A 19,872-nucleotide genomic window follows, 5' to 3' on the forward strand; every position below is an offset into this window, starting at 1 on the left:
GTCAACCGCCTCCGGAATCGTCGCGACGCGAACGCGGAATGCCGAGCAGGTCCTGAATCGACTCGCCGGGACTCAGCAGCGGGCCGAGGAACTCGCTACCGCGCCTGCGGATGAGTTCCTGGGGCGCGGGCCTGATCGAGGGGCTCGTGAGCTCTCCGGTCACGCGCCAGGGTACGGTCGAGATCCTGCCAAAGCCCGGGACGGATCGTCCCAGGGCGCTGCCGAGGCCGGTGTTGAACCGCCCCGCGGCCTCGTCCGAGAGCGCGGCGACGGGGATCCAGACCAGCACGTCCATCGTGTTCTGCACGAGGTTAACCGTGCCTTCCGACTCGAGTTCGAGGTCTCCGAGCGGAAGCGTGAAGGGGTCGTAGGTGATCACGCCGTCCTTCATCGTCACGTGGATCGGCGCGATGCGTCGGCCGAGCGAGCCTTGCTCACGCTGTCCGGTGGCCTTGAGCACGCTCGACAAGACGCTGCTGCTGCGGAACCGCGCCGTACCCAGGGCGATGGTTACGTCGCCCTGACCGTGCACCCACTCGCCGTTGGTCGGGATCTGAAGGCCCTCGGTGCGGATGATCGCCGGTCCGTCTTCGGGCCGCTTCTCGACCTGCAGCAGCTCTGGGATGATCTGGCTGAATCGTTCGGCGATCTCGGGCCGCACTTCGCGCACGGTGAGGATGGTCTGCGGCTCGGTCATCACGATCAGGTGGTTCTCGAGGCGGCCGTAGCCCGAGGCGTCGGCGCGCGGGCCGCGGACGCTGAAACGCAGGTCGGCCGACGGCGGCTCGCCCGGAATCAGCCGCCCGTGCTGGATCTCGGCGTCCAGGTCGACCAGCGGGCCCAGGCTGTCTGCCAACAGGCCGTCGGTATTCGACATGGCGTCGGCGAGGGCGACGGGAATGTCGTTGCCCTTGAGCGTGCCGCGCACCTCGGCTGACTCGAGCGCGAGCCTGCCCTGCGCGTCGGCGGGGTTCTGCAGCAGGCCGTTGAGCTCGAGCGTTCCGCCGCGTGCGGTCGAGGCATTGGCCGTGATGCCGTAGGTGCTCTGGGCCACGCGACGCACGCGGCCGGTGACCTCGTCGAGCTCGATGGCCGGGCGCTCGGCGATCGCGATGGTCGCGCCCTTGGCGTCGAGCGATGCATCGAGGTTGACGCGCGTCGGATCGAGCAGGCCGACGCCCTCGGTGAGTGGGTTGCCCACCGCGACCCGATCGAGGCGAATCTGTAGCGGCTCCACCGTGGTGACCTCGGCGCCGATGGCCGACGCGAGCCACGCGGCATCGGGCGTCCACGTGATCGTCGTCGGCTGGGTGAGTTCGATGGTCTCGCGCGTGAAGCGCGCCACGATCGGCTGCGATGACTCCAGCCGCGGTGTGCTGAGCGAGACCGACACGCGCTGCGGCGACCAGGGGAGCGCGGCCTGGGGTGTCGCGGCGGCACGCGCCTCCACCACGATGCGGCCGGTCTGGCCGAGCGAGCCGGTCGCCGCGTCGACGCCCCCGCCACCGACGCCGGCGAGCATGAACGCCTTTCGGATGCTGAATTCCTCGATCGTCGCCGTCGCGTCGAGGTTGCCGCCCTCGTCGGAACTGGCGACCGCATTGACGACCGCGATGCCCCCCATTTCGGGAGACTGCACCGAGAGGTCGAGCGAAGACTGCAGCTTCGAGCGACCCGAAATCGCACGACCGATCGAATTAACCTCGGCTCGCAGACCCGAGAGCACCACGTCGGTGCTCGGGCGTTCGCCCGATTCGTTCGGCTGGCCGGTTGGCACGCCGTTGATGCGGATATCTCGCTGCGCGCGGAGCGTCAGCGGGGTTTGGTCGAGCCCGGCGAGTGCGTCCTGGCCGCCGCCGAACGAGACCGCAGCAGGACCCGCGTCGAGGACGAGCGCCGAGGTCTGGGCGAGCGTCGAACCTTCCATGCCCGCCATCGGCGCGATAGCCTTCCACAGGGCCTGCGACGGCGTGGCACGGACACCCACGCCCGCGACCGCGACGCGAGACGTCGAGGCCCGCAGCCCCGTCGCCGCAGCCTTGACGTGCTGCGCGTCGACCGCGAGCTCGCCGGCGATCAGGTCGCCTTCCGGCGGGTCGGTGAGGTTGAGCGTGAGCGTGACGTTCGGTCCGACCGCGTCATTGAGCCACGCGTGCAACGGCCGACCCGCCGCATCGATCGGAAACGAGCGTGCCAGCCGCGTCGGGCCGGCGAACGTGACCGAGCCGAGGATGGCCGGAGCCTCGAACGACTCGCCCCCGAACAATCCGTCCAGGCCGGCGGTGCGCAGGTCCGCATTCAAGCTGGCAGCTTCCTCGCCAAGCATGGGCGTTGCGACGAGCTGCAACTGAGACTGCGACGCGGAGGAGGTGAGATCGAGCTCGAGGCTGCCGATGCCTAGCGGCGGGCCGTCGGGCCTGGTGACCGAGACGCCCTCGGTGCGGAGTTGAGCATCGACGGTTGCCGACGCGAGCTCGGGTCGGAAGCCCGCCATCGGGAGCCGCAGTTCCTTGATGGTCGCGCTCAGTCCCTCTCCGTTCCGCATGGCCCATCCGTCGGGCAGCCAGGGCCCTGCGACGGCACTCGGCCGGGCGACCTGCACGGTTGCCGGCGAATTGAGGAGGATCGCCTCGGTGGACCAAGTGGCGTCCGCGGAGGCCCGCACGTGCGGGGCCTGGAGGCCAATCGTGACGTCGGCCGACCCCTCGCCGCGAGCCGACCACGCCACGCTTGCATCGATCGTGTCGCCAGTAATCGCGGGTAGATCGATCCCAGCGTCCTCGAGCGCCGCGAGCCATGGCGTCGCCGCGACCACGGGCACCGTTCGCAGCGTGAGCTCAAGAGACGGAATGCCTCGCGCGAGCGAAGCAACGTCGATGCCGGTCTCGCCCAAATTTGCCAGCGACGCGATGTCCAGCCTTCCATCCAGTGAGAGCGTGCCCTCGGGCTGGCCATTCACGGCAGCGCGGGCGTTCGCCCTGACGTGGAGCGGTTGATCCGCGACGACTTCGGCGTTCAGGGTCGTGCCTGAGAGATCGATCGTCGCGTCGCCCTCGGTGCTGGGTACGACGAGGCGTGAGCTTCCAAGGCTGGTTCGGACGACGGCTTCGAGTTCCGCGAGCTTCGGCGAAGCCCCGTCGCCGGGCAGCGTAAATTCCTGGACGGTGAGCTCGACGCGACCGGCTTGCACCACGCGAACGCCCTGCGCCGGCAACACGATCTCTCTGATGGCGTCGTTGGCAAGGAATGCGCTCGCATCGATCTCGATCGAACCGGGAGACGCCAGGCGGATTGCGCCATCACCCTGAGCGAATTCGAACGATGCCTGCACCGTTTCGGAGACAAGCACCGCCGTCGTGTTCGTGGGCAGGCCCGATGCAAGCTCGGCGTCGAGGTTCAGCGACAGCCCGCCACGAGCGGCGACCATGGCCGACTGGGCGATCGCATCGTTGCCGCTGATAGCAGCGAGCGTCTCGGCGTACTCGGGCGTCATCTCCGTCACGGCTGCGCTCGCAGCACCGGTAAAGCCGTCGAGGTCGACGTCGGCGCTCGCCTCGAATCGACCGCCGCTTGCCGCCGCCGAGATCTCCGAGCGGGCCGATGGGTGCTTCGTCGGCATCGTGAGCGTGCCCGAGAGCGCCGCCTCGGTGCGAGTGCCTTCGGCCCGCAACTCACCTTCGAGCCCGGCGACCGCGAGCGTCGACGAGCCCTCGCGGGTCAACGCCAGGTCAAGACCGTCGAGCATGACGCGGGCGAACGGCAGCTCGATCGGGCCGTCGCGCTCGGGGTCTTCGGCCTTCGGTTCGTTGCTCCGCTCCAGGCCGAGAGCGCGCTCCAGATTCGTCGTGCCATCCTCGTACAGGCGAACCGTCGCCCATCCGTCGACGACGATGTCCTGCTCGACGTTGAAATCGAGTAGGCCAAGAAGCCCGCCACCGGTGCGCGCCGAAACCGTCGCGACGTGCTCGCCTTCGGCGTCATGGAGCGAGGCATGCTGGAGGTTTATCTCGCCGGTCCACGACAGCGAGACTTCTTCGACGTCGAGGCTCCCCGGGACGTCGAGGCTGCGAACGACCGCGGGCGCAAGCGCTCCGATGATCACCGGCCCGCCGACGGCCACGATGAGCAACAGCACGGCGACGGTGGCAACGAAGCCGATCGCGATCTTGCGGAGCCGGTGGCGGCGGCGTGGCGGCTTCGAGTCTGACGCGACAGCGTCGGGCATGGCGGCTTGGTCCTCCATTGCCAGCATAGAGAGCGTCGAACAGCACAGCCCGGCGATGAAACTGGATTTACCGCGTGTCGGTGCATGGTCGGCGGCTGTTGGCGAACCTGCAGCGGCGGAGCCCCAGCCACGCAAAGAACTCGAAGAACAGGAACCCCAGGACGGAGAGGAGGATTCCCAGCGCCGCAAGGGCCATGATCCACGCCGGGGGGTCACCGAACGGCGGTCTGCCAAGCAGTGGGCCGACTTCGACCTCAAAGCTCCAGGCCAGCGGCAGCACCAACGCGGCCCCCAGGCCCGTCACGAGCCAGCCGGCGGCCCCGTGCCGAACAATCGCCTGCGCGAGCGTGGGGTGCATGCGAAACCCCGATCGAGCGCCAAAAACCACCAGCCCGCGTGCCTCGATCCACGTCAGCACCGCCAGCCCGGCGGCGGCGACCGGCGTCAGCAGCAGGCCGAGCACCACACCGAGTGCAAGTGAACCGACCACGCTCCCGGGCGTCCAGACTGTCGAGCCGCCGCTGGGGAGCGAACGGTGCACTTCGAACGCCAAGAGGAGACCGACGCCCATGAGCTGGCCGAGGGGCAATGCCGCCAGCAGCACGAGGCCGCGGATGCGGGGCGGAGCGACCTTCATCACATCGAGCGTCTCCAGCGGGCGCCGGACGACCAACCACGCGGTGACGAGCCCGGATCCGACTCCGGGCCGATTCTGCGTCGGCGTGCCGGTTCGGCGATCGGGCAGGCTGGGAGCAATGGGTGAGCCGCACTCGGGGCAGACCGAGTCGCTCGCCAGGCCCTCGATCACGTAGCCGCAACGCTCACAAAGCAGTGTCTGGGGGTCTTGTGGCCGGCTTGCAGTCACGGGGGATGGTACGACGGGGCTGGCACCCCCCCTGCGTGCGGGGTAGGCGGGATATCCGCCGCGATCGTCAGAATCGATGAAGTCGGCCCAAGGCCCGGCCGATGCCTCTGGTACGGCCCGCTTGAGCGGCCTCCAGGAGACACGTCCATGGCACCCTGCGACGCATCCCCGTTCGATTCGACGACGCCCAACCCGATCCCCCTACGCGAGCGGCGCCGCCACCCGAGATTCAGCGTGCCTCCGATGTACAGCCCGATCGCGGCGCGCACGCTCGACAGCGACGAATTCGCCTTCGAAGGCCACGCGTACGACGTGAGCGAGGGCGGGCTGCAGTTCGAGCTCGATCGCCCCTTCGAGCCCGGCACGCGCCTGGCCCTGCGCATCGAGTTACCGGGTGCGATGGCCTTCGGCCGCTCTCCCCACGACGGGCCTGGTCGCGACGCCGGCCCCGGCCGGGCGATCTTCGTGTTCGCCACGGTGGTGTGGGTGTCCGACGAGGAGTTTGGCCCGGCCCGGATGGCGGCGGTGTTCAACATGTTCTGCCGCGCGGGCGACAAGGACCGGCTCAAGCGTGCGCTCGCGCAGACCATGGCTCGTGCTGCATAAGCACGACGCTCGGATGAACAGGGAGTTGGGACGGGAAGGCCCGGGCACATGCCCGGGTCTTCTTGCGATTGGCCGCGGCGCGTATCATCGCTCCGATGTTCGCCGATCGCGCCACCATTACGATCTACGCCGGCAAGGGCGGCGACGGCTGCGTTTCGTTCCGCCGGGCTCGGGGCCTGCCCAAGGGCGGGCCCGATGGAGGCAACGGTGGCAACGGCGGCAGCGTCATCCTCGTGGCCGACGAGAACGTCGGTACGCTGCTGGACTACCGCGGCAAGCACGACTGGCGGGCCCGGGGCGGCCGGCCGGGCGAGGGCGCCCAGCGCCACGGCGCTGGCGCTGACGACCTCGAGGTGCTCCTACCGCCGGGCACGCTCGTCTACGACGACGACTCGGGCGACCTGCTCTACGACCTCGGGCCGGGCGACCGCGTCGTCGCCGCCCAGGGCGGCAAGGGCGGCTTCGGCAACGAGCACTTCAAGAGCGCCACCCATCAGACGCCCCGCCAGTCGACCAAGGGCGAGCCGGGCGAGACGCGCCGCATCCGCCTCGAGCTCAAGCTCATCGCCGAGGTCGGGCTGGTCGGCCTGCCCAACGCCGGCAAGAGCACGCTGCTCGCGGCGACGACCGCCGCCGCGCCGAAGGTCGCCAACTACCCGTTCACGACGCTCAGCCCGCAGCTCGGCATCGCCGAACTCGACGCATCCCGCCGCCTGGTCATCGCCGACATCCCCGGCTTGATCGAGGGCGCCGCGGGCGGCGCCGGGCTCGGCCACGAGTTCCTCCGGCACGTCGAGCGCACCAAGGTCCTCGTGCACGTGCTCGATCTCGTGCCCGACAACGGCGACGTGGCCGAGAACTACACCAAGATCCGCGCCGAGCTGGGCCAGTACGCGCCGGCGCTGCTCGAGAAGCCCGAGCTCATCGCGCTGAACAAGTCGGACCTGTTCGTCGACGAACAAGAGCTTGCCAGCGCGATCGATGCCGTCAAGACGTCGCTCGACCTGGACGCGGAGCGCGTCTTCATCATCAGCGGAGCCGCAAGGCAGGGACTCCGCGAACTGCTCGAAGCTGCGTGGAAGCTGGTGCACCCGGCCGGCAATACTCAGCCAGGCTGGGCATCGTCGACGGCCTGAGCGACGCGGAACAAGCCGAGCCACTCCGAGTTGCCCGTACCCGCCTTTGCGCTCTTGCCCTTGCGGCGCGAGCCGGCGATCGGCGACCTGGTCAACGCCGCGCACGCGAAGCCAATTTCGCCGACCGCCTCGACCGTGCCCCGCACGATCCGCTCGGCCTCGTCTTCGCTGGTCAGGTGCTCGCCGCTCTCGTAGTGCGGCTTGATCAGGCTGACGATGCGCCCGCCCGCTTGCAGCCAGCCCGCGGCTGCCGGCAGGGCGAGGCGCTGGGGCGTCCACCCGAGGTCCATCACGACCAGATCGACCGCTTCATCGGGTTCGACGTGCAGCGCGTTGGCCCGCTCGAGCACCCGAACGCGTTCGTCGCGACGCACCGCGTAGTCGAGGATGCCCTTGGCCGTGTCAACGGAAACGACCCGAGACGCCCCGCACGCGAGCAGGCACTGGCTGAACCCCCCCACGCTCGCACCGAGATCGACGCACGCCAGGCCTTCGGGGTCGATGCCGAACTCGTGCAGCGCGTGCTGGAGCTTGTAGTAGCCCCGCGATACGACCCGCGGCACGCCCACCGGCGTGGCGTCGCTCGCGTCAGCGGGCGGGGGGATCATCTCAGGCGGCGCCGACGGGCACGCCCACGATGGCGATGCCCCGGCGGTCGGCCTCGGCGATGACGTCGTCCTTGTCGATCATGATGACGTCGCCCGCGGCCAGCGCCAGGCAGCCCGCGCCGGCGTCGTGCATCCGCTCGATGGTCGTGACGCCGATCGTCGGAACGTCGCTGCGGCGGTCGTGCCCGCACCGGGCGCCCTTGCACAGCGTCCAGCCCTTGGCCTTGCAGAGTGCGCCGGCACGCTCGATCATGCGGTCGGTGCCCTCAACCGCCTCGACCGCGATGATGTCCCGCTCGCGAACGGCGACGGCCTGGCCGATGTCGAGCCGCAGCAGATCAACCAGCTGTGGCCAGACGAAGTCGACGTCTGCCTGCTGGGCGCTCGTGGGCTGACGGCCGGTCATCACGCCCGCGTCGGCCAGCTCCTTGGGGATCGACGTCGTCGAGTCGAGCAGCTGCACGCCGCAGCGCTCCAGCTCGTCTGCGATGGCGCCGAGCACGGCGTACGACCGACGGTCGTGCCGAAGCTTGCGGTGCCAGGCAAGCAGCGTCGGCATGTCGGGCACGTTGCGCACCATGCGTAGCGGATCGTGCATCAGCTTGGCCTTGTCGACCTTGCCAACCATGATGGCGTGGCGGACGTTTCGACGCGCCAGGGCTCGGCCCCAGCCGCCCACCCGGAACAGCCCGACCTCGTGGAAGCTGTCGCAGAGCTTCGGCAGCTCGGATTCGTACATGTTGGCCAGGCCGATGCCGTGGATGCGGTGCCCGATCTCGCGCAGGCCCTCGGCCACGATGATCGGCAGCCGGCCCGCGCCCGCGATAAGCCCGATGGCCGTGGGCGGCGTTGGCGGATCGGGCAGGATGACGAGCGGACGGGGCACGGATCGCTTCTCCCAGGTGCGAGCGAACGCGGGGATCGGGATTATTGCGCGAACGAGGCCTCCGGGAGGCAGCGAACCAATCAACGTCCAAACAACCACGCCTCGGCTCAATCCCAGCGGCTTTCCGGGCCGATGGAACCGCCGTGAGCAGCCAACAGGCATCGACCAACGAGCACGGCGGCGGGCAGAACCAGGTGCAGGGCCGGCCCTGGATCGGCGTGCGATTTACCTGTGCCGGGGCCTACGTCCGCTCGTACCGGGCGCCCGACGCGGCTTGCTACGTCGCCCGCTGCCCGCGCTGCGGCATGACCTGTCGCTTCCCGGTCGGGCCGGGCGGCACCAGCAGCCGGCTGTTCGACGCATCGTGCCGGTGATGGCCCCAGGCCCTGCCGACGCCGTGGCACGTCTCGCGTAAAGTGCTGCGTGGCAAACCTCCCCGGCATCACCATCGGTCGACCGAATGAATCCTGCGCTGCAAGCGGCCGGGCCCTTTTCCCGGGCGACCGCATCGTTTCGGTGTTGCTCGTCGACCCCGCCGAGGGATCGTCGAGGCTGGACGTTGCCGAAGGGGCGTGGCAAGACGGCTGGCGGCCCGAGGCCGGCGAGCACGGCGACGTCGTCGCCATCTGGCGCGGCGTAGTGCCCCAGCCCAAGGACAAGGACAACGCCCGGCCCGTCGACGACGAAGACCTTGTGGCGTTGTTCGACCAGATCGCCGAGCCCGAGGACGAGCAGGCCATCGAGCTTCGGTACGTGCTGGCGTGGATGCTCGTGCGGCGTCGGCGCCTGCGGCTGGAGGGCCAGCGCAAGGGGAGGCTGCGCGTCCGCCGCGTAACGGCCACCGGGGCATACATCGATGGCGAGCCGGTCGACGTTGCCGATCCGGGCCTCGACGAGGATCAGCTCGAGCAGGCCATGGAACGCGTGGCGGCGCTGCTGCTAGGCGAGCCCGAGGCGCCAGCGCAGCCGGCACAGCAAGCCGAGGAGGCTTCGTGAGGCGGGCGGCGTCGATCGTGCTGCTGGCGCTCGCCTGCGTCGCGGGCTGCAATTGTGCGGGCAGGCCCGAGGTTCCCGAGCCCTTCCAAGGCGAGCAGATCAGCCTCGACGACTACACCTACGAGCAGGTCGCAACCGCCATGAACCAGCGGGCCGAGCGGCTGCAACGCTTCTGGGCGGCCACCATCACCACCGTGTGGTACATCGGCGAGCAGGGCGAGGACGAGGTCGAGCAGCTCGACGGCGATCTGCACATCGTCCAGCCCGACAAGATCGCGCTGAGTCTGCGCAAGGTCAGCGTCGACGGTGCAGCGCTTGGCGCGAACGAACGCTACTACTGGTACATCGATCTCCTCGCCGACGATCCGATTGCCTCCATCGGCACGCACGAGAAGGCCAATCCCGACCGTCTCGCCGACTTGGGCGTGCCGGTGCATCCGCTCGACCTCTTGCTGCTGCTTGGATTCTCTTCGGTGCCCGAAGAACCCATGAATCCTGAGAGGCCACTTCGACTGTCGCCGCTGGGGACTCGGTTGGTCCTGTCGGCGCCGGCCCGATGGGGCGTGGTCGAATACACCCTTGACCCGGAGACGCTTGAGCCCGATCGCATCGAGATCCGTCGAGATCCACGCAGCGACCCGGTGCTGACGGCCGACATGCTCGACGGCGACGTCATGTTCGATGATCGGATCGATCGCGAGTTGCCAAGCGTTGCCATCCCCGAGCGCGTGCTCATCGATGTACCGATGCTCGACGCCCGCGTGCAGATCCGCTTCCTCGGGGCCCAGTCAAGCCGGCGCCGGCCGGACGAGCGGGCCTTCGACCTCGGACAGACGATGTCGCGTTACGGCATTCGGCTCAAGCGCGACCTCGACGTGGTGCACGCCCGCGAGATAGATCAGCGATGAGCGCGCTCCGACCGTCGCTGCTTGCGATGATGCTCGTGCTCGTGCTCGCAGGCGATGGGCTGGCACAGATGGTCGCCGGCTCGCCGGGCGGCACGCAGCCCTCGGGCGAGCACGCGTGGGCCGTCACGCCCTCGACGACGTCGAGCGAGTGGGCGTTGTGGCACGTACCGCCGCGCGTCGGCACCAACGGCGCGGCCGACGGCGCGATCCGGGTCGTCGATTCGCTGGAGCGAAGGCCCGCGGCGGTCGCCGCGGCGGGAGGCCGCGTGTGGCTTGCCTTCGCGGGCATCGGCAACGAGCCGGGCTACGGCATCTTCACCGCCGCCGTGCAGCCGGGCGCGATCGACGGCACGTGGTACTCGGGGTCGGGCGGCCGCCTGGCCTCGTCGAGCTTCTTGCCGACGGAGGGTCGCCTCATTGCAATGGCGGCTCAGAGCGCGGGTCCGATGGCGCTCGTCGAATTGACCAACGGCGCGCACGAGGTCGCTTGGCTCGATCGCGGACGCTGGATGGGCAGCGCGGGTCCGGTGCTCGACGACGCGCCGTCGCCGCAGGCCATCGGCGTCTCTCGCAAGGGCGTCGTGAAGCTGGCCTCGATCGGCGACGGGGCACTCACGCTGTGGACCGCCCAGATCCCGACCGAAGAATCCGGTGGTCCCTCGGTCTTCCAGTTGCGCGATCCGTCCGAGTTGCTCGAGCCCGCGAGTTCGCAGCCGGGCGAGCAAGGGAAGCCCATCGAGCTCGAGTGGGCGCGGCAGACGCTCCTACTGCCGACTTCCGCGACCGGCTCGCGCGTGATCGCCGGCCCGGTCTCGCTCGGGCCGCGTGTGCTGCTCGCCGCTTCGCAGGACGGCAAGGCCACCGTCTTCGAGATCGAGGGCCAAGCCGTACGGCCCGTTTATGCCGCGGACGGCGCTGCCGTCGCCTTCCTCACCAGCGCCCGTCGCGGGATCTACGTGCGCCTGAGCGAACGCCCCGAATCGGCCGAGGGACGGGCGGCAACGAGCCTCGAACTCGAGGAATTCTCGCTCGACTCCGGACGCACGCTCTACGTGGGACCTGCAGTCTTCGACGGACCCGTTTCGCCCAGCGACCTTCGGATCCTGCTCGTGCTGATGGTGCTCGTCAGCGCGTCGCTCTTGCTCTTCGTCGTGCGGACGTCCAACGAAAGCAAGCCCTTCGCGGCGCCGCCGGGCTGCGTGCTCGCGCCGCCAATGCCCAGGCTGCTGGCGTCCGTCGGCGACGGGCTGGTTGCACTGCTCATCGGTAGCGAGATCGCCCGGGCGCTGCCCGAGGGCTGGCTTGCGATGCGAATCGGCGCTGAGGTAATCGACTTCGCGCCGCTCTTGCTTTCGCTCGTCTTTGGGATGCTGGCAGGCGCCGTCATGGAAGCCGCGCTCGGCCGCACCATCGGCAAGCTCGTCTTTGGCCTGGCGGTGACGCGCTCGCGCAAGGGCGACGACGACGCCCCCGGCATCCGGCGTCCGGGCTTCGGGGCCTCGCTGGTCCGCAACGCCGTCAAGTGGTTGCTCCCCCTGGTCGCGCTGGCGGGAGCCATGAGCCCCCTGCTGCGACACCGCGGCGACACGCTCTCGGGCCTGGCGGTCGTCGGCGAGTTCGCCCTCGAAGATGAGGCGGGGGATTCCGATCAAGATTCGACGCCAGACGGCCGATAGCCCTGCGGGCATGCGCATTGCGTGCCGACCCGCGGAGGCGCCGTGCCGGCCGACGACAAGCCCGCAGCCCAGCCCAGCACCGAGCAACCGGCCCAGGATCCGGCGGTGACGCCATGGCGTGAGATCTGGCAGGTGCCGACGCTGGGCGTGTCCGTTGCACTGCTGGTTATCGGGCTCGTGACCTTGGTCCTTCATCGGCCCGCTCCGGACATTGAGGGGTTGCTGGACGGCGCCGAGCGGCGGATCGAGGCCCGGCGGTACGCCCAGGCTCTGGACGTTCTAAACGATGACCTCGGGCCGAACCTCGATCGTGCCTCGTTCACCCCCGAACTACGCCGCCGCTTCCACGTGCTCCGGGCCCGCGCCCTCTCGCTTGGACAGTCCGAGTTTACTTCTCGGCAGGAAACCAACGACACCAACATCGTGCGCGAATACCGCGAAGCCGAGCGGCAGGGCGCCGCGCTCGAGCCGCGCGATGCGTTCTTCTTGGGCCAGGCCTACATCAGCCTCGACCAGGTCGAGCCCGCGCTCAAACGCGCCGAAGACATGCCGCCGACCGAACGGCCGCTGCGGCACGAGCTCTATCGCATCGCCATCGAGGACGAAGATGCTTCGACCCCCGGCGGGCGCGAGCGGATCATCGACCTCGTCTCCCGGTTCGTCGCCGACGGCACGCTTGGCATCAACGACCGGGCGTGGGCCGAGCTCCAGCGGGCCCGCGTTCTGTCGGCCACGGGCGATCACGCCGGCGTGGTCGATCGCCTGCTGCGGTCCTATCCGCAATGGGCCCGTGCGGCACCCGAGCGTCGAGCCGCCCTGAGCGTCGAGCTCGGCGCAGCCCAGATGGAACTGGGCGACCTCAACGACTCACGCGAGTCGCTCGAGCTCGGCGAGAAGCTGGCCGAGCCGCAATCGCCCGAGCGCGGCCTGGCGATCGTGCTGCTGGGCAGGCTCGACGAACTGTCGGGCCGAGCGATGGAGGCTCGAGACCGGTACCAGCGCGTGCTCGACGATCTCGGCTGGTCGCCCGCCGCCCAGGCCGCGCGCCTCGGGCTCGCCGAGGTCTATGCGTCCGAGGGCGAGGCCGACCTGTCGCTCGACCTCTTCACCGAGGCGATCCAGATGCTACGGGAGGACGGGCCGGCCGGCGGCGTCGACGCAGAGGTGCTCGAGGGCGCGCTCCTGGCGCAGCACCGTGTCCACAGCCTCGCCGGCGAATCGACGGACGCGCTGCGGTACGCCCAGCTCGCCGAGACCGTGAGCGACGAGGAACGCTCCCCCGAACTCGTGCTCGCGCTGGCGGATTCGCACCGCGCCGTCGCCGAAGATCTCGCCCAGGCCACCGGCCAGGCCGCGAGCGTGGGCGCCGACGCGCTGCACTTCGACGCCGCGACGCGCGAGGAGTTTCGCCGGCACATCCGGGCCGCGGGTGGGTACTACGCCCTGCATGCCGATTTGGTGACGCTCGACGAGGCCGCGTTCGAGCGCAGCACGTGGCTCGGCGCCGTGTGCTTCGACCGCGCGGGCGATCTCGAGCTTGCCGAACGCAAGCTCACGACGTTCGTCACGGCAATCAGCGAGAGCCCGCAGCGGGCCGAGGCTCGTTATAGATTGGGTCGCATCTACCAGGCCCGCAGCCGGCACTCGGCAGCTGAAGAGGCGTTCCGATCGCTCATCGACGACGCGAACGACCCGGACACGGGCAAGGGCGTTGGCCCCTTCGCCCTGAAGTCGTACGTGCCGCTGGCCGAGACGCTGCTGGCCGACGCCGACGCCGAGAACGACGGCGAGGCGCTGGCCCTGCTCGAACGCGTGCTCTCGGGCGGACTGGTGGGGCCGACGAGCGAGGAGTATCGCCGCGCGCTGGTCGAGCTCGGCACGCTGCACTATCAGCGCGGCGAGTACGTCCCGGCCATCGAACGCCTCCGCGAGGCACTCGCCCGATTCGACGGCGAACGCCTGGAGCACCTCATCCGCTTCAAGCTGGCCGACGCCTTCCGGCTCGAGGCCGATCGGATCGGCGAGGCACTGGCCCAAGCCATGCCCGGCAGCGAGCGCCGCGAGTTGCTCAACCTTCGCGAGGAACGCCTGCGTACCGCGATCGAGCAGTTGGAGCTGACCCGCGACGGTTTCGAGCGGCTCGGTGAACTCTCGCCGGCGGAGCGTGAGTCGCTCCGCAGCGCCTACTTCTTCCTGGGCGCCTGTGCGTACGACCTGGGCGACTACGAACTCGCCGTCAAGCACTACGCCGCGGCCCACGCGAAGTACGCCGGCGATCCCGCCGCACTCGTGCCGCTCATCCAGATCGTGAGCGCGCGGCTTCAACAGGGGGAGTTCGCACTCGCGCGGGCCGCCAACGAGCGGGCTCGACGCTTATACGAGAGCTTCCCGAGCGAGGTCTGGAACGACTCGGACCTGCCGCTGTCGCGCGACGACTGGCAACGCTGGTTCCAGGCCAGCGAGCGGTTGGCGACCGCGGGCGGCTAGTGCTCAGGCCCGCGTCACCTCGACCTTGCCGCCTGCGACGTCCTTGATGGCGTAGCCCATGTCCGCCAGTTCGTCGCGGATGGCGTCGCTGGTCGCGAAGTCCTTGTTCGCGCGCGCGGCCTTGCGTTGCTCGAGCTTCTCGATGACCGCGGGGTCAGGCTTTAGCCCAGGCGCGAACAGGCCGATCGAGGTGTCTGTTGAGGTCGCTTCATTTAAGTCGATTCCCAGCACGGCCCCAAAATACTTCTGGAACACGTACCCGTCGCCTCGACGCGCGTCACCCGAACGATTCATCCAGACGTTGATCATTGCAATCGCTTCGGACACGTTGAGATCATCATTCAAAGCACTGGCAAATTCGCGCATAATCGTTCGAGAACCATCCGTTTCCAACTCCTCATCGCCCGGACCAATGCTGGCGCTTTGTCGCCACCGGTCGATCATCCGCTGGCTGTCTTTCAGGAGCTGGTCGGTGAAGTCGGCGTTCGTGCGATAGTGCGTGCGGATGAGCGCCAGCCGCAGCGCGGCAGGCTCGACGCCCCTGGCAAAGAGATCCCGGGCCGTGAAGAAGTTGCCCTTGCTCTTGCTCATCTTTTGGCCGTCGACGAGCAGGAAGCGATTGTGCAGCCAGTGCCGCGCGAACGGCGCGCCGCTCGGCGTCTCGTTGAAGGCGCAGCAGCTCTGGGCGATCTCGCACTCGTGGTGCGGGAAGATGTTGTCCTCGCCGCCCGTGTGCAGGTCTATGACGGGCTGGCCGTCGGGCACCACGCCATCTGGGAAGCTCGCCTTGGCGAGCACCTCGTACGCCATGGCCGAGCACTCGACGTGCCAGCCCGGATAGCCAGTGCCCCACGGGCTGTCCCACTTCATCAGGTGGCTCGCGTCCTCCTTCCAGAGCAGGAAGTCGGCCGGATGTCGCTTGGTCGATTGGTTTGCGTCGTCGACGCGGCCTCCGGCGCCGGCGCGGAGGGCCTCGAGCGAGTTGCCGCTGAGCCTGCCGTAGCCGTCGAACGCGTTGACGCTGAAGTAGACCGCGCGAGCGCCCGGCTCGCCCGTCACGTAGGCGCAGTCCCGTGCGATCAGGCGTTCGATCAGCTCGATCATGGCCGGCACGTACGCCGTGGCCCTGGGCATCATGTCCTGCTCGCTGGCGACCTTGAGGCCCAGCTTCTTCGCGTCCTCGAGGAAGCGGTCGGTGTAGAAGCGAGCGATGGCGTAAGGGTCGGCGGCGTCGATCTCGGCGCCCGGCGGCAGCGTGCCGGCCTTCTTGGCCTCGAGCAGGCGCGAGCGGGCGGCGTCCATCTTGTCCTGCCCGCCGCCGTCGGCCCGATCGTCGTCGGTCATGTGGCCCACGTCGGTGATGTTCATCGCGTGGCGGACGGTGCGTGGTCCAGCGTGCAGGCTGCCGCTGGCGTCCTGAATCGTGCACAGCGGGCTCTCGAGCCAGCGACGCAGCAGGTCGGCGATGAGGAAGGCGCGAAAGTTTCCGATGTGGCCGTCGTCGTAGACCGTCAGGCCGCAGGAGTAGAAGGTGACCGTGTTCGGATCGGTCGCGCGGAAGGGCTCGACGCGCTTCGTGAGGGTGTTGTACAGGTGCAGGGACTCGGGCATCCACGATCATAGAGCAAACACCGGGCGTGCTCGGCGTACGCTGCGGCGTGCGAGATCCCGGGCGGCACAGGCAGATTTCCTTCGAGTTCCTGGGCACAGGCGTGTCCAGCGGCGTGCCAGTCATTGGCTGCTCGTGCCTCACCTGTACCTCAAGCGACGCCAAGGACAGGCGGCTGCGCTGCTCGGCCGCCCTGCGATTCGGCGACGACCGGGGCGAGCAGCGGACGATCCTCTTCGATGCCGGGCCCGACCTTCGCCAGCAGGCCCTTCGCGCCGGTCTCGAGCGCGTGGACGCGCTGCTCTTCACCCACAACCACGTCGACCACACCTGGGGCCTGGACGAGCTGCGCCGCTTCAACACGCTCATGGAGGGGCCGGTCGACATCTATGCCAACGACCACACGCTCGACTTCCTCCGCCGCGTCTACGGCCACATCTTCGACGCAAAGAACAACGTCCAGCCCAGCTACGTCGCCAGCGTCATCCCCCACCGCCTGCTGCCGATGGTGCCCGAGGAGCTCTTCGGCCTGCGCATCACGCCGCTCACGCTCCTGCACGGCAGGCTGCCCGTGCTGGGGTTTCGCATCGAGGCCGTCCACCCGACGGTCGCGGCGCGGGCGGGCATGTCGGATCTCTTGCCGATGGCCTATTGCACCGACGTCTCGGGCATTCCCCCCGAAAGCTGGCCGCTGCTCGAAGGTCTCAAGACGCTGGTGCTGGGCGCCCTGCGTCCACGACGCCACCCCACGCACTTCTCGATCGACGAGGCCGTCGCGGCGGCCCAGAAGATCGGGGCCGAAGAGACTTGGTTCATCCACATGAACCACGAGGTCCGCCACGAGCCGGTGGACCGGGCGCTGCCCGGGGGCATCCGATTAGCGTGGGACGGCTTGGTGCTGCCTCAGTCTCGCGAAGAGGAACGCAGCGAGGGCGAGTGGGCGTTGGGGTGGCGGGAGTAGCTACTCGGCCGCGAGGTGGATGCTGATCCGACCGACCTTGACGCCGAGACGCTGCTCGATCTCGGCGATGAGCTCGGGGTCGCGGACGCCGGCCATCACCCGGGCGCTCAGGTCGTCGGGCAGGTCGAGCATCGAACCGTCGGGCGACACGACATGGGCGTGCTCGTCGGTGATGGCGTCGAATCGCGTCGGCCCGCCGGGGGTTGCCAGCTTGCGGCACAGGCCGCGCTGGCTGAGCGTTTCCAGCGTGTTGTAGACGGTCGCCAGCGAGATGCCGGCCCCGCCCTGCCCCTCACGCACGCTCTCGTAGATCGCCTCGGCCGTCGGGTGCTCGCGGGTGCTCGCCAGGGCGGCGTACACCACCTGGCGCTGGCGGGTGCAACGCAGGCCGTGGGCGGCGAACAGGTCGCGGTGGTCGGCCGGTGACCGGGGCTCTCGATCGTGGGCGGCATCCGTCATTGGAACGATTCTAGGAAGGAAGTCGACGCGGCGAGATATCAGCGCTGCCAGCACCCTTGACCGGCAGGACGGCACGGGCTGTCGAGATCAGCCTCGGGGTTCAGAAGATGGAGTTCGTTCCTCAACCAATTCGTCTTCCCGTACCTCCTCCTTCCCCTCGCGAATCGTCTCCTCGGCTTCCTCCAGGTCGTCGCCCTGCGGATCGGGCTCGTCCTGGGTCAGCGGGGCCGTCGGCTCGAGCGCGAGGGTGGCCAGCACCGGGTGGTGGTCCGAGCCGATGTCGGGCAGTACCTGCAGACTGACGAGGCGGAAGTGGTCCGACGCGAACACGTGGTCGATCGGGAACCGATAGATTCGGCGGCGGGCGTGGAAGGAGTTGTAGAAGCCCCGGCCGACGCGCGGGTCGAGCAACCCGCTGACCCGCTGGAAGAGCCTCGTGGTGTGCGACCATGCGACGTCGTTGAAGTCGCCCGCGACGATCACCGGCGTGGCGTCGCCGGCATCGCGAGCATCCTTGACCTCGCGCGCGATCATGAGCAACTCGGCGTCGCGCTGGTGGCTGTCCTCACGCTCGGAATCGATCGGCCGCTTCAACCCCGGCGGCTTGGGGTGCACGCCGTACAAGCGAACTTCGCGACCCGATGGCAACTGGAGCGTCGTGAGCATGGATGGCACCCCGTCCTCGACCAGGAACCGGACCTCGGGAGCGATCAGTGGGTGCCGGCTGTAGAGCAGCATGCCGTAGTGATTGTCTTGCGGCTGCAGGATCGCGTGCGGATAGGCCTCGGCCAGCGGCGCGAGCCGATCGTGCCACCACCGCGTCGGCTCGGCCAGCAGGACCACGTCGGGATCGGCCTTGCGCACGGTCTCGAGGAGGGCGTCGATCTTGGTGTTGTCGTAGCGCACGTTGTAGACCAGCAGGCACAGCGTCTCGCCCGGCTCGCCCCGGGCCGCCTCCATCTGCACCGGGAAGACCGGCGTGTACGGCAGGATGCGGAAGCACTGCCAGGCGAGGGCGCCGACGAGCAAGGCCGGGATGATCGCCCGCTTGAACACGCTTGCTCGCTGGGGCGCCGACGCGTTCTTCTTGCGCTGGCGATGGGCGAGCCATCCGACTACGCCCTGGCCGAGCAGCACCAGCACGATGAAGGCGGCCGCCTGAGCGCGCGGGAAGTCGAACCCGCGGACCCACCACGCACCGGTCTGGATCTCCGGCAACACGCTGCACACGCAGAGCGCGAGGGCGGCGATGGCGAGCAAGATTCGGAGGGCCTTGAGCATGGCGCGGGAGTGTATTCCCAGGATCAGGTGGGCTCGGGCCACGAACGCGCGCGTCATCGCATGAAGATTTTCACACGATGCAGCGACGATCGGACCCGGGACGCCGGTAATTCAGGACTGCGATCGCAGTACATCACTCGGACGGTGACTTGGATGACACCACCGCCCGCGTCCGAAGCCGTCGATCCCACTCAACCACGCCGTCCTTCAGCCGGATGACACGCTCGCAGCGGTCGGCGACCGAGTCGTCGTGGGTCACCATCAGGATGCTCATGCCCCCGGCGTGGAGCTTCTCGAAGAGCGTCAGGATCTCTTCGCCCGTGCGCGAGTCGAGGTTGCCCGTGGGCTCGTCGGCCATGAGCACCTTGGGCTCGGCGATGAGCGAGCGCGCGATGGCCACGCGCTGCTGCTGGCCGCCCGAGAGCTCGCGCGGGCGGTGGCCAAGTCGCTCGCCGAGGCCGACGAGCGAGAGCTTCTCGATGGCGCGCTCGCGGCGCTCGATCGGATCGACGCCCTGGTAGAAGAGCGGCACGGCGACGTTGTCCTCGACGGTGAGCTGGGGGATCAGGTTGAACGCCTGGAACACGAAGCCGATGGTGCGCCCGCGGAACTGGCTGAGCGCCTCGTCGTCCATCTCGTTGATGTCCTTGCCCGCCAGCAGGTACTGCCCGTCAGTCGGCTGGTCGAGGCAGCCCAGGATGTTCATGAGCGTGCTCTTGCCCGAACCGGACGCGCCCATGATGGCGACGTACTCCCCCTGGTGCACCGTGATGTCGACGCCGCGGAGGGCCTCGACCATGACCGAGCCGTCAGGCTTGTAGTAGACCTTGCGGACCTTCTTGAGCTCGGCCACGGTGGGCCGATCGGCGTAGGGATTGGGGATGCCCTCGCTCGGCTGGGTGGCTGCGTCCGTACGGTCCGTTTCGGTCTGGGCGGGGCTCGTCATCGGGTGAACTGTACCTGTGGGATCGGGTTCGGTTGGGCCCGGCGCGGGCTCGCTTGTCGCGGGGAGTGCGCCAATCATTAGGGCCCGGCAGGGAAGGGCCCTGGTGGGGATGAAATCCCGAACGTCAGTAGCTCAATTGGTAGAGCAGCGGATTCCAAATCCGCAGGTTGGGGGTTCGAGTCCCTCCTGACGTGTTGCTCCGGCCGATCCGCGGCCGAATCGG

General features: G+C 68.9%; 16 protein-coding genes and 1 tRNA gene. 9 read left to right on the forward strand and 8 right to left on the reverse strand.

Annotated features, from left to right (window positions below):
• Position 1: 1 nt before the first annotated feature.
• Together RIA68_03730 and RIA68_03735 are read right to left on the reverse strand one after the other, a co-directional pair.
• Positions 2 to 4,225 carry a hypothetical protein gene (locus tag RIA68_03730; protein ID MEQ8316545.1) on the reverse strand — a complete coding sequence of 1,408 codons (4,224 nt, stop codon included), beginning with the start codon at positions 4,223 to 4,225 and terminating at the stop codon, positions 2 to 4.
• Between the two features lie 67 nt (positions 4,226 to 4,292).
• Positions 4,293 to 5,090 (reverse strand): hypothetical protein, encoded by a 798-nt coding sequence (locus RIA68_03735; GenBank protein ID MEQ8316546.1) that lies wholly within the window; start codon positions 5,088 to 5,090, stop codon positions 4,293 to 4,295.
• Between the two features lie 147 nt (positions 5,091 to 5,237).
• Between RIA68_03735 and RIA68_03740 the strand changes: the two genes are divergently transcribed.
• Positions 5,238 to 5,696 (forward strand): PilZ domain-containing protein, encoded by a 459-nt coding sequence (locus RIA68_03740; protein ID MEQ8316547.1) that lies wholly within the window; start codon positions 5,238 to 5,240, stop codon positions 5,694 to 5,696.
• 95 nt (positions 5,697 to 5,791) lie between these two features.
• The gene (obgE, locus tag RIA68_03745; GenBank protein MEQ8316548.1) at positions 5,792 to 6,832 is read left to right on the forward strand and encodes a GTPase ObgE; all 1,041 of its coding nucleotides are present in this window, start codon (positions 5,792 to 5,794) and stop codon (positions 6,830 to 6,832) included.
• On the opposite strand, the gene RIA68_03750 is transcribed toward obgE, so the two are convergent.
• Together RIA68_03750 and lpxI are read right to left on the reverse strand one after the other, a co-directional pair.
• Entirely contained in the window at positions 6,802 to 7,440 is a 639-nt protein-coding gene (locus tag RIA68_03750) for an SAM-dependent methyltransferase (protein ID MEQ8316549.1), read from the reverse strand. The two genes, obgE and RIA68_03750, sit on opposite strands and share 31 nt — an antisense overlap.
• A 1-nt stretch (position 7,441) precedes the next feature.
• Positions 7,442 to 8,326: a UDP-2,3-diacylglucosamine diphosphatase LpxI gene (gene lpxI, locus RIA68_03755; protein MEQ8316550.1), complete on the reverse strand. Its 885-nt coding sequence runs from the start codon at positions 8,324 to 8,326 to the stop codon at positions 7,442 to 7,444.
• Positions 8,327 to 8,469: 143 nt separating this feature from the next.
• Between lpxI and RIA68_03760 the strand changes: the two genes are divergently transcribed.
• From RIA68_03760 to RIA68_03780, 5 genes are read left to right on the forward strand one after another with little or no spacing between them, the layout of a single operon-like run.
• Positions 8,470 to 8,700 (forward strand): hypothetical protein, encoded by a 231-nt coding sequence (locus tag RIA68_03760; protein ID MEQ8316551.1) that lies wholly within the window; start codon positions 8,470 to 8,472, stop codon positions 8,698 to 8,700.
• 49 nt (positions 8,701 to 8,749) lie between these two features.
• A complete protein-coding gene (locus tag RIA68_03765) occupies positions 8,750 to 9,322 on the forward strand; it encodes a hypothetical protein (GenBank protein MEQ8316552.1) in 573 nt (190 codons plus the stop codon).
• Complete coding sequence (locus RIA68_03770; GenBank protein ID MEQ8316553.1) at positions 9,319 to 10,230, forward strand: hypothetical protein; 912 nt, start codon at positions 9,319 to 9,321, stop codon at positions 10,228 to 10,230. Before RIA68_03765 ends, RIA68_03770 begins: the two co-directional genes overlap by 4 nt.
• The gene (locus RIA68_03775) at positions 10,227 to 11,906 is read left to right on the forward strand and encodes an RDD family protein (protein ID MEQ8316554.1); all 1,680 of its coding nucleotides are present in this window, start codon (positions 10,227 to 10,229) and stop codon (positions 11,904 to 11,906) included. Before RIA68_03770 ends, RIA68_03775 begins: the two co-directional genes overlap by 4 nt.
• A 42-nt stretch (positions 11,907 to 11,948) precedes the next feature.
• Positions 11,949 to 14,393 carry a tetratricopeptide repeat protein gene (locus tag RIA68_03780; protein MEQ8316555.1) on the forward strand — a complete coding sequence of 815 codons (2,445 nt, stop codon included), beginning with the start codon at positions 11,949 to 11,951 and terminating at the stop codon, positions 14,391 to 14,393.
• A gap of 3 nt (positions 14,394 to 14,396) precedes the next feature.
• Here the strand turns inward: RIA68_03780 and RIA68_03785 are convergent, their stop codons facing one another.
• Positions 14,397 to 16,004 (reverse strand): cysteine--tRNA ligase, encoded by a 1,608-nt coding sequence (locus tag RIA68_03785; protein MEQ8316556.1) that lies wholly within the window; start codon positions 16,002 to 16,004, stop codon positions 14,397 to 14,399.
• Positions 16,005 to 16,051: 47 nt separating this feature from the next.
• Between RIA68_03785 and RIA68_03790 the strand changes: the two genes are divergently transcribed.
• Entirely contained in the window at positions 16,052 to 16,963 is a 912-nt protein-coding gene (locus tag RIA68_03790) for an MBL fold metallo-hydrolase (GenBank protein ID MEQ8316557.1), read from the forward strand.
• Here RIA68_03790 and RIA68_03795 read toward each other — a convergent pair whose 3' ends face one another.
• From RIA68_03795 to RIA68_03805, 3 genes are all read right to left on the reverse strand, one after another.
• The gene (locus tag RIA68_03795) at positions 16,964 to 17,422 is read right to left on the reverse strand and encodes a transcriptional repressor (GenBank protein ID MEQ8316558.1); all 459 of its coding nucleotides are present in this window, start codon (positions 17,420 to 17,422) and stop codon (positions 16,964 to 16,966) included. It abuts the gene before it with no gap.
• Positions 17,423 to 17,509: 87 nt separating this feature from the next.
• Positions 17,510 to 18,703 (reverse strand): endonuclease/exonuclease/phosphatase family protein, encoded by a 1,194-nt coding sequence (locus RIA68_03800; GenBank protein ID MEQ8316559.1) that lies wholly within the window; start codon positions 18,701 to 18,703, stop codon positions 17,510 to 17,512.
• A gap of 133 nt (positions 18,704 to 18,836) precedes the next feature.
• Positions 18,837 to 19,649, reverse strand: coding sequence for an ABC transporter ATP-binding protein (locus RIA68_03805; protein ID MEQ8316560.1), 813 nt, complete (start codon positions 19,647 to 19,649; stop codon positions 18,837 to 18,839).
• A 121-nt stretch (positions 19,650 to 19,770) separates the two neighbouring features.
• Here RIA68_03805 and RIA68_03810 point away from each other — a divergent pair.
• Positions 19,771 to 19,843: transfer RNA gene (locus tag RIA68_03810), tRNA-Trp, on the forward strand.
• Positions 19,844 to 19,872: the final 29 nt, after the last annotated feature.

The sequence above is a fragment of the Phycisphaerales bacterium genome, assembly GCA_040217175.1.
GTDB lineage: Bacteria > Planctomycetota > Phycisphaerae > Phycisphaerales > UBA1924 > JAHCJI01.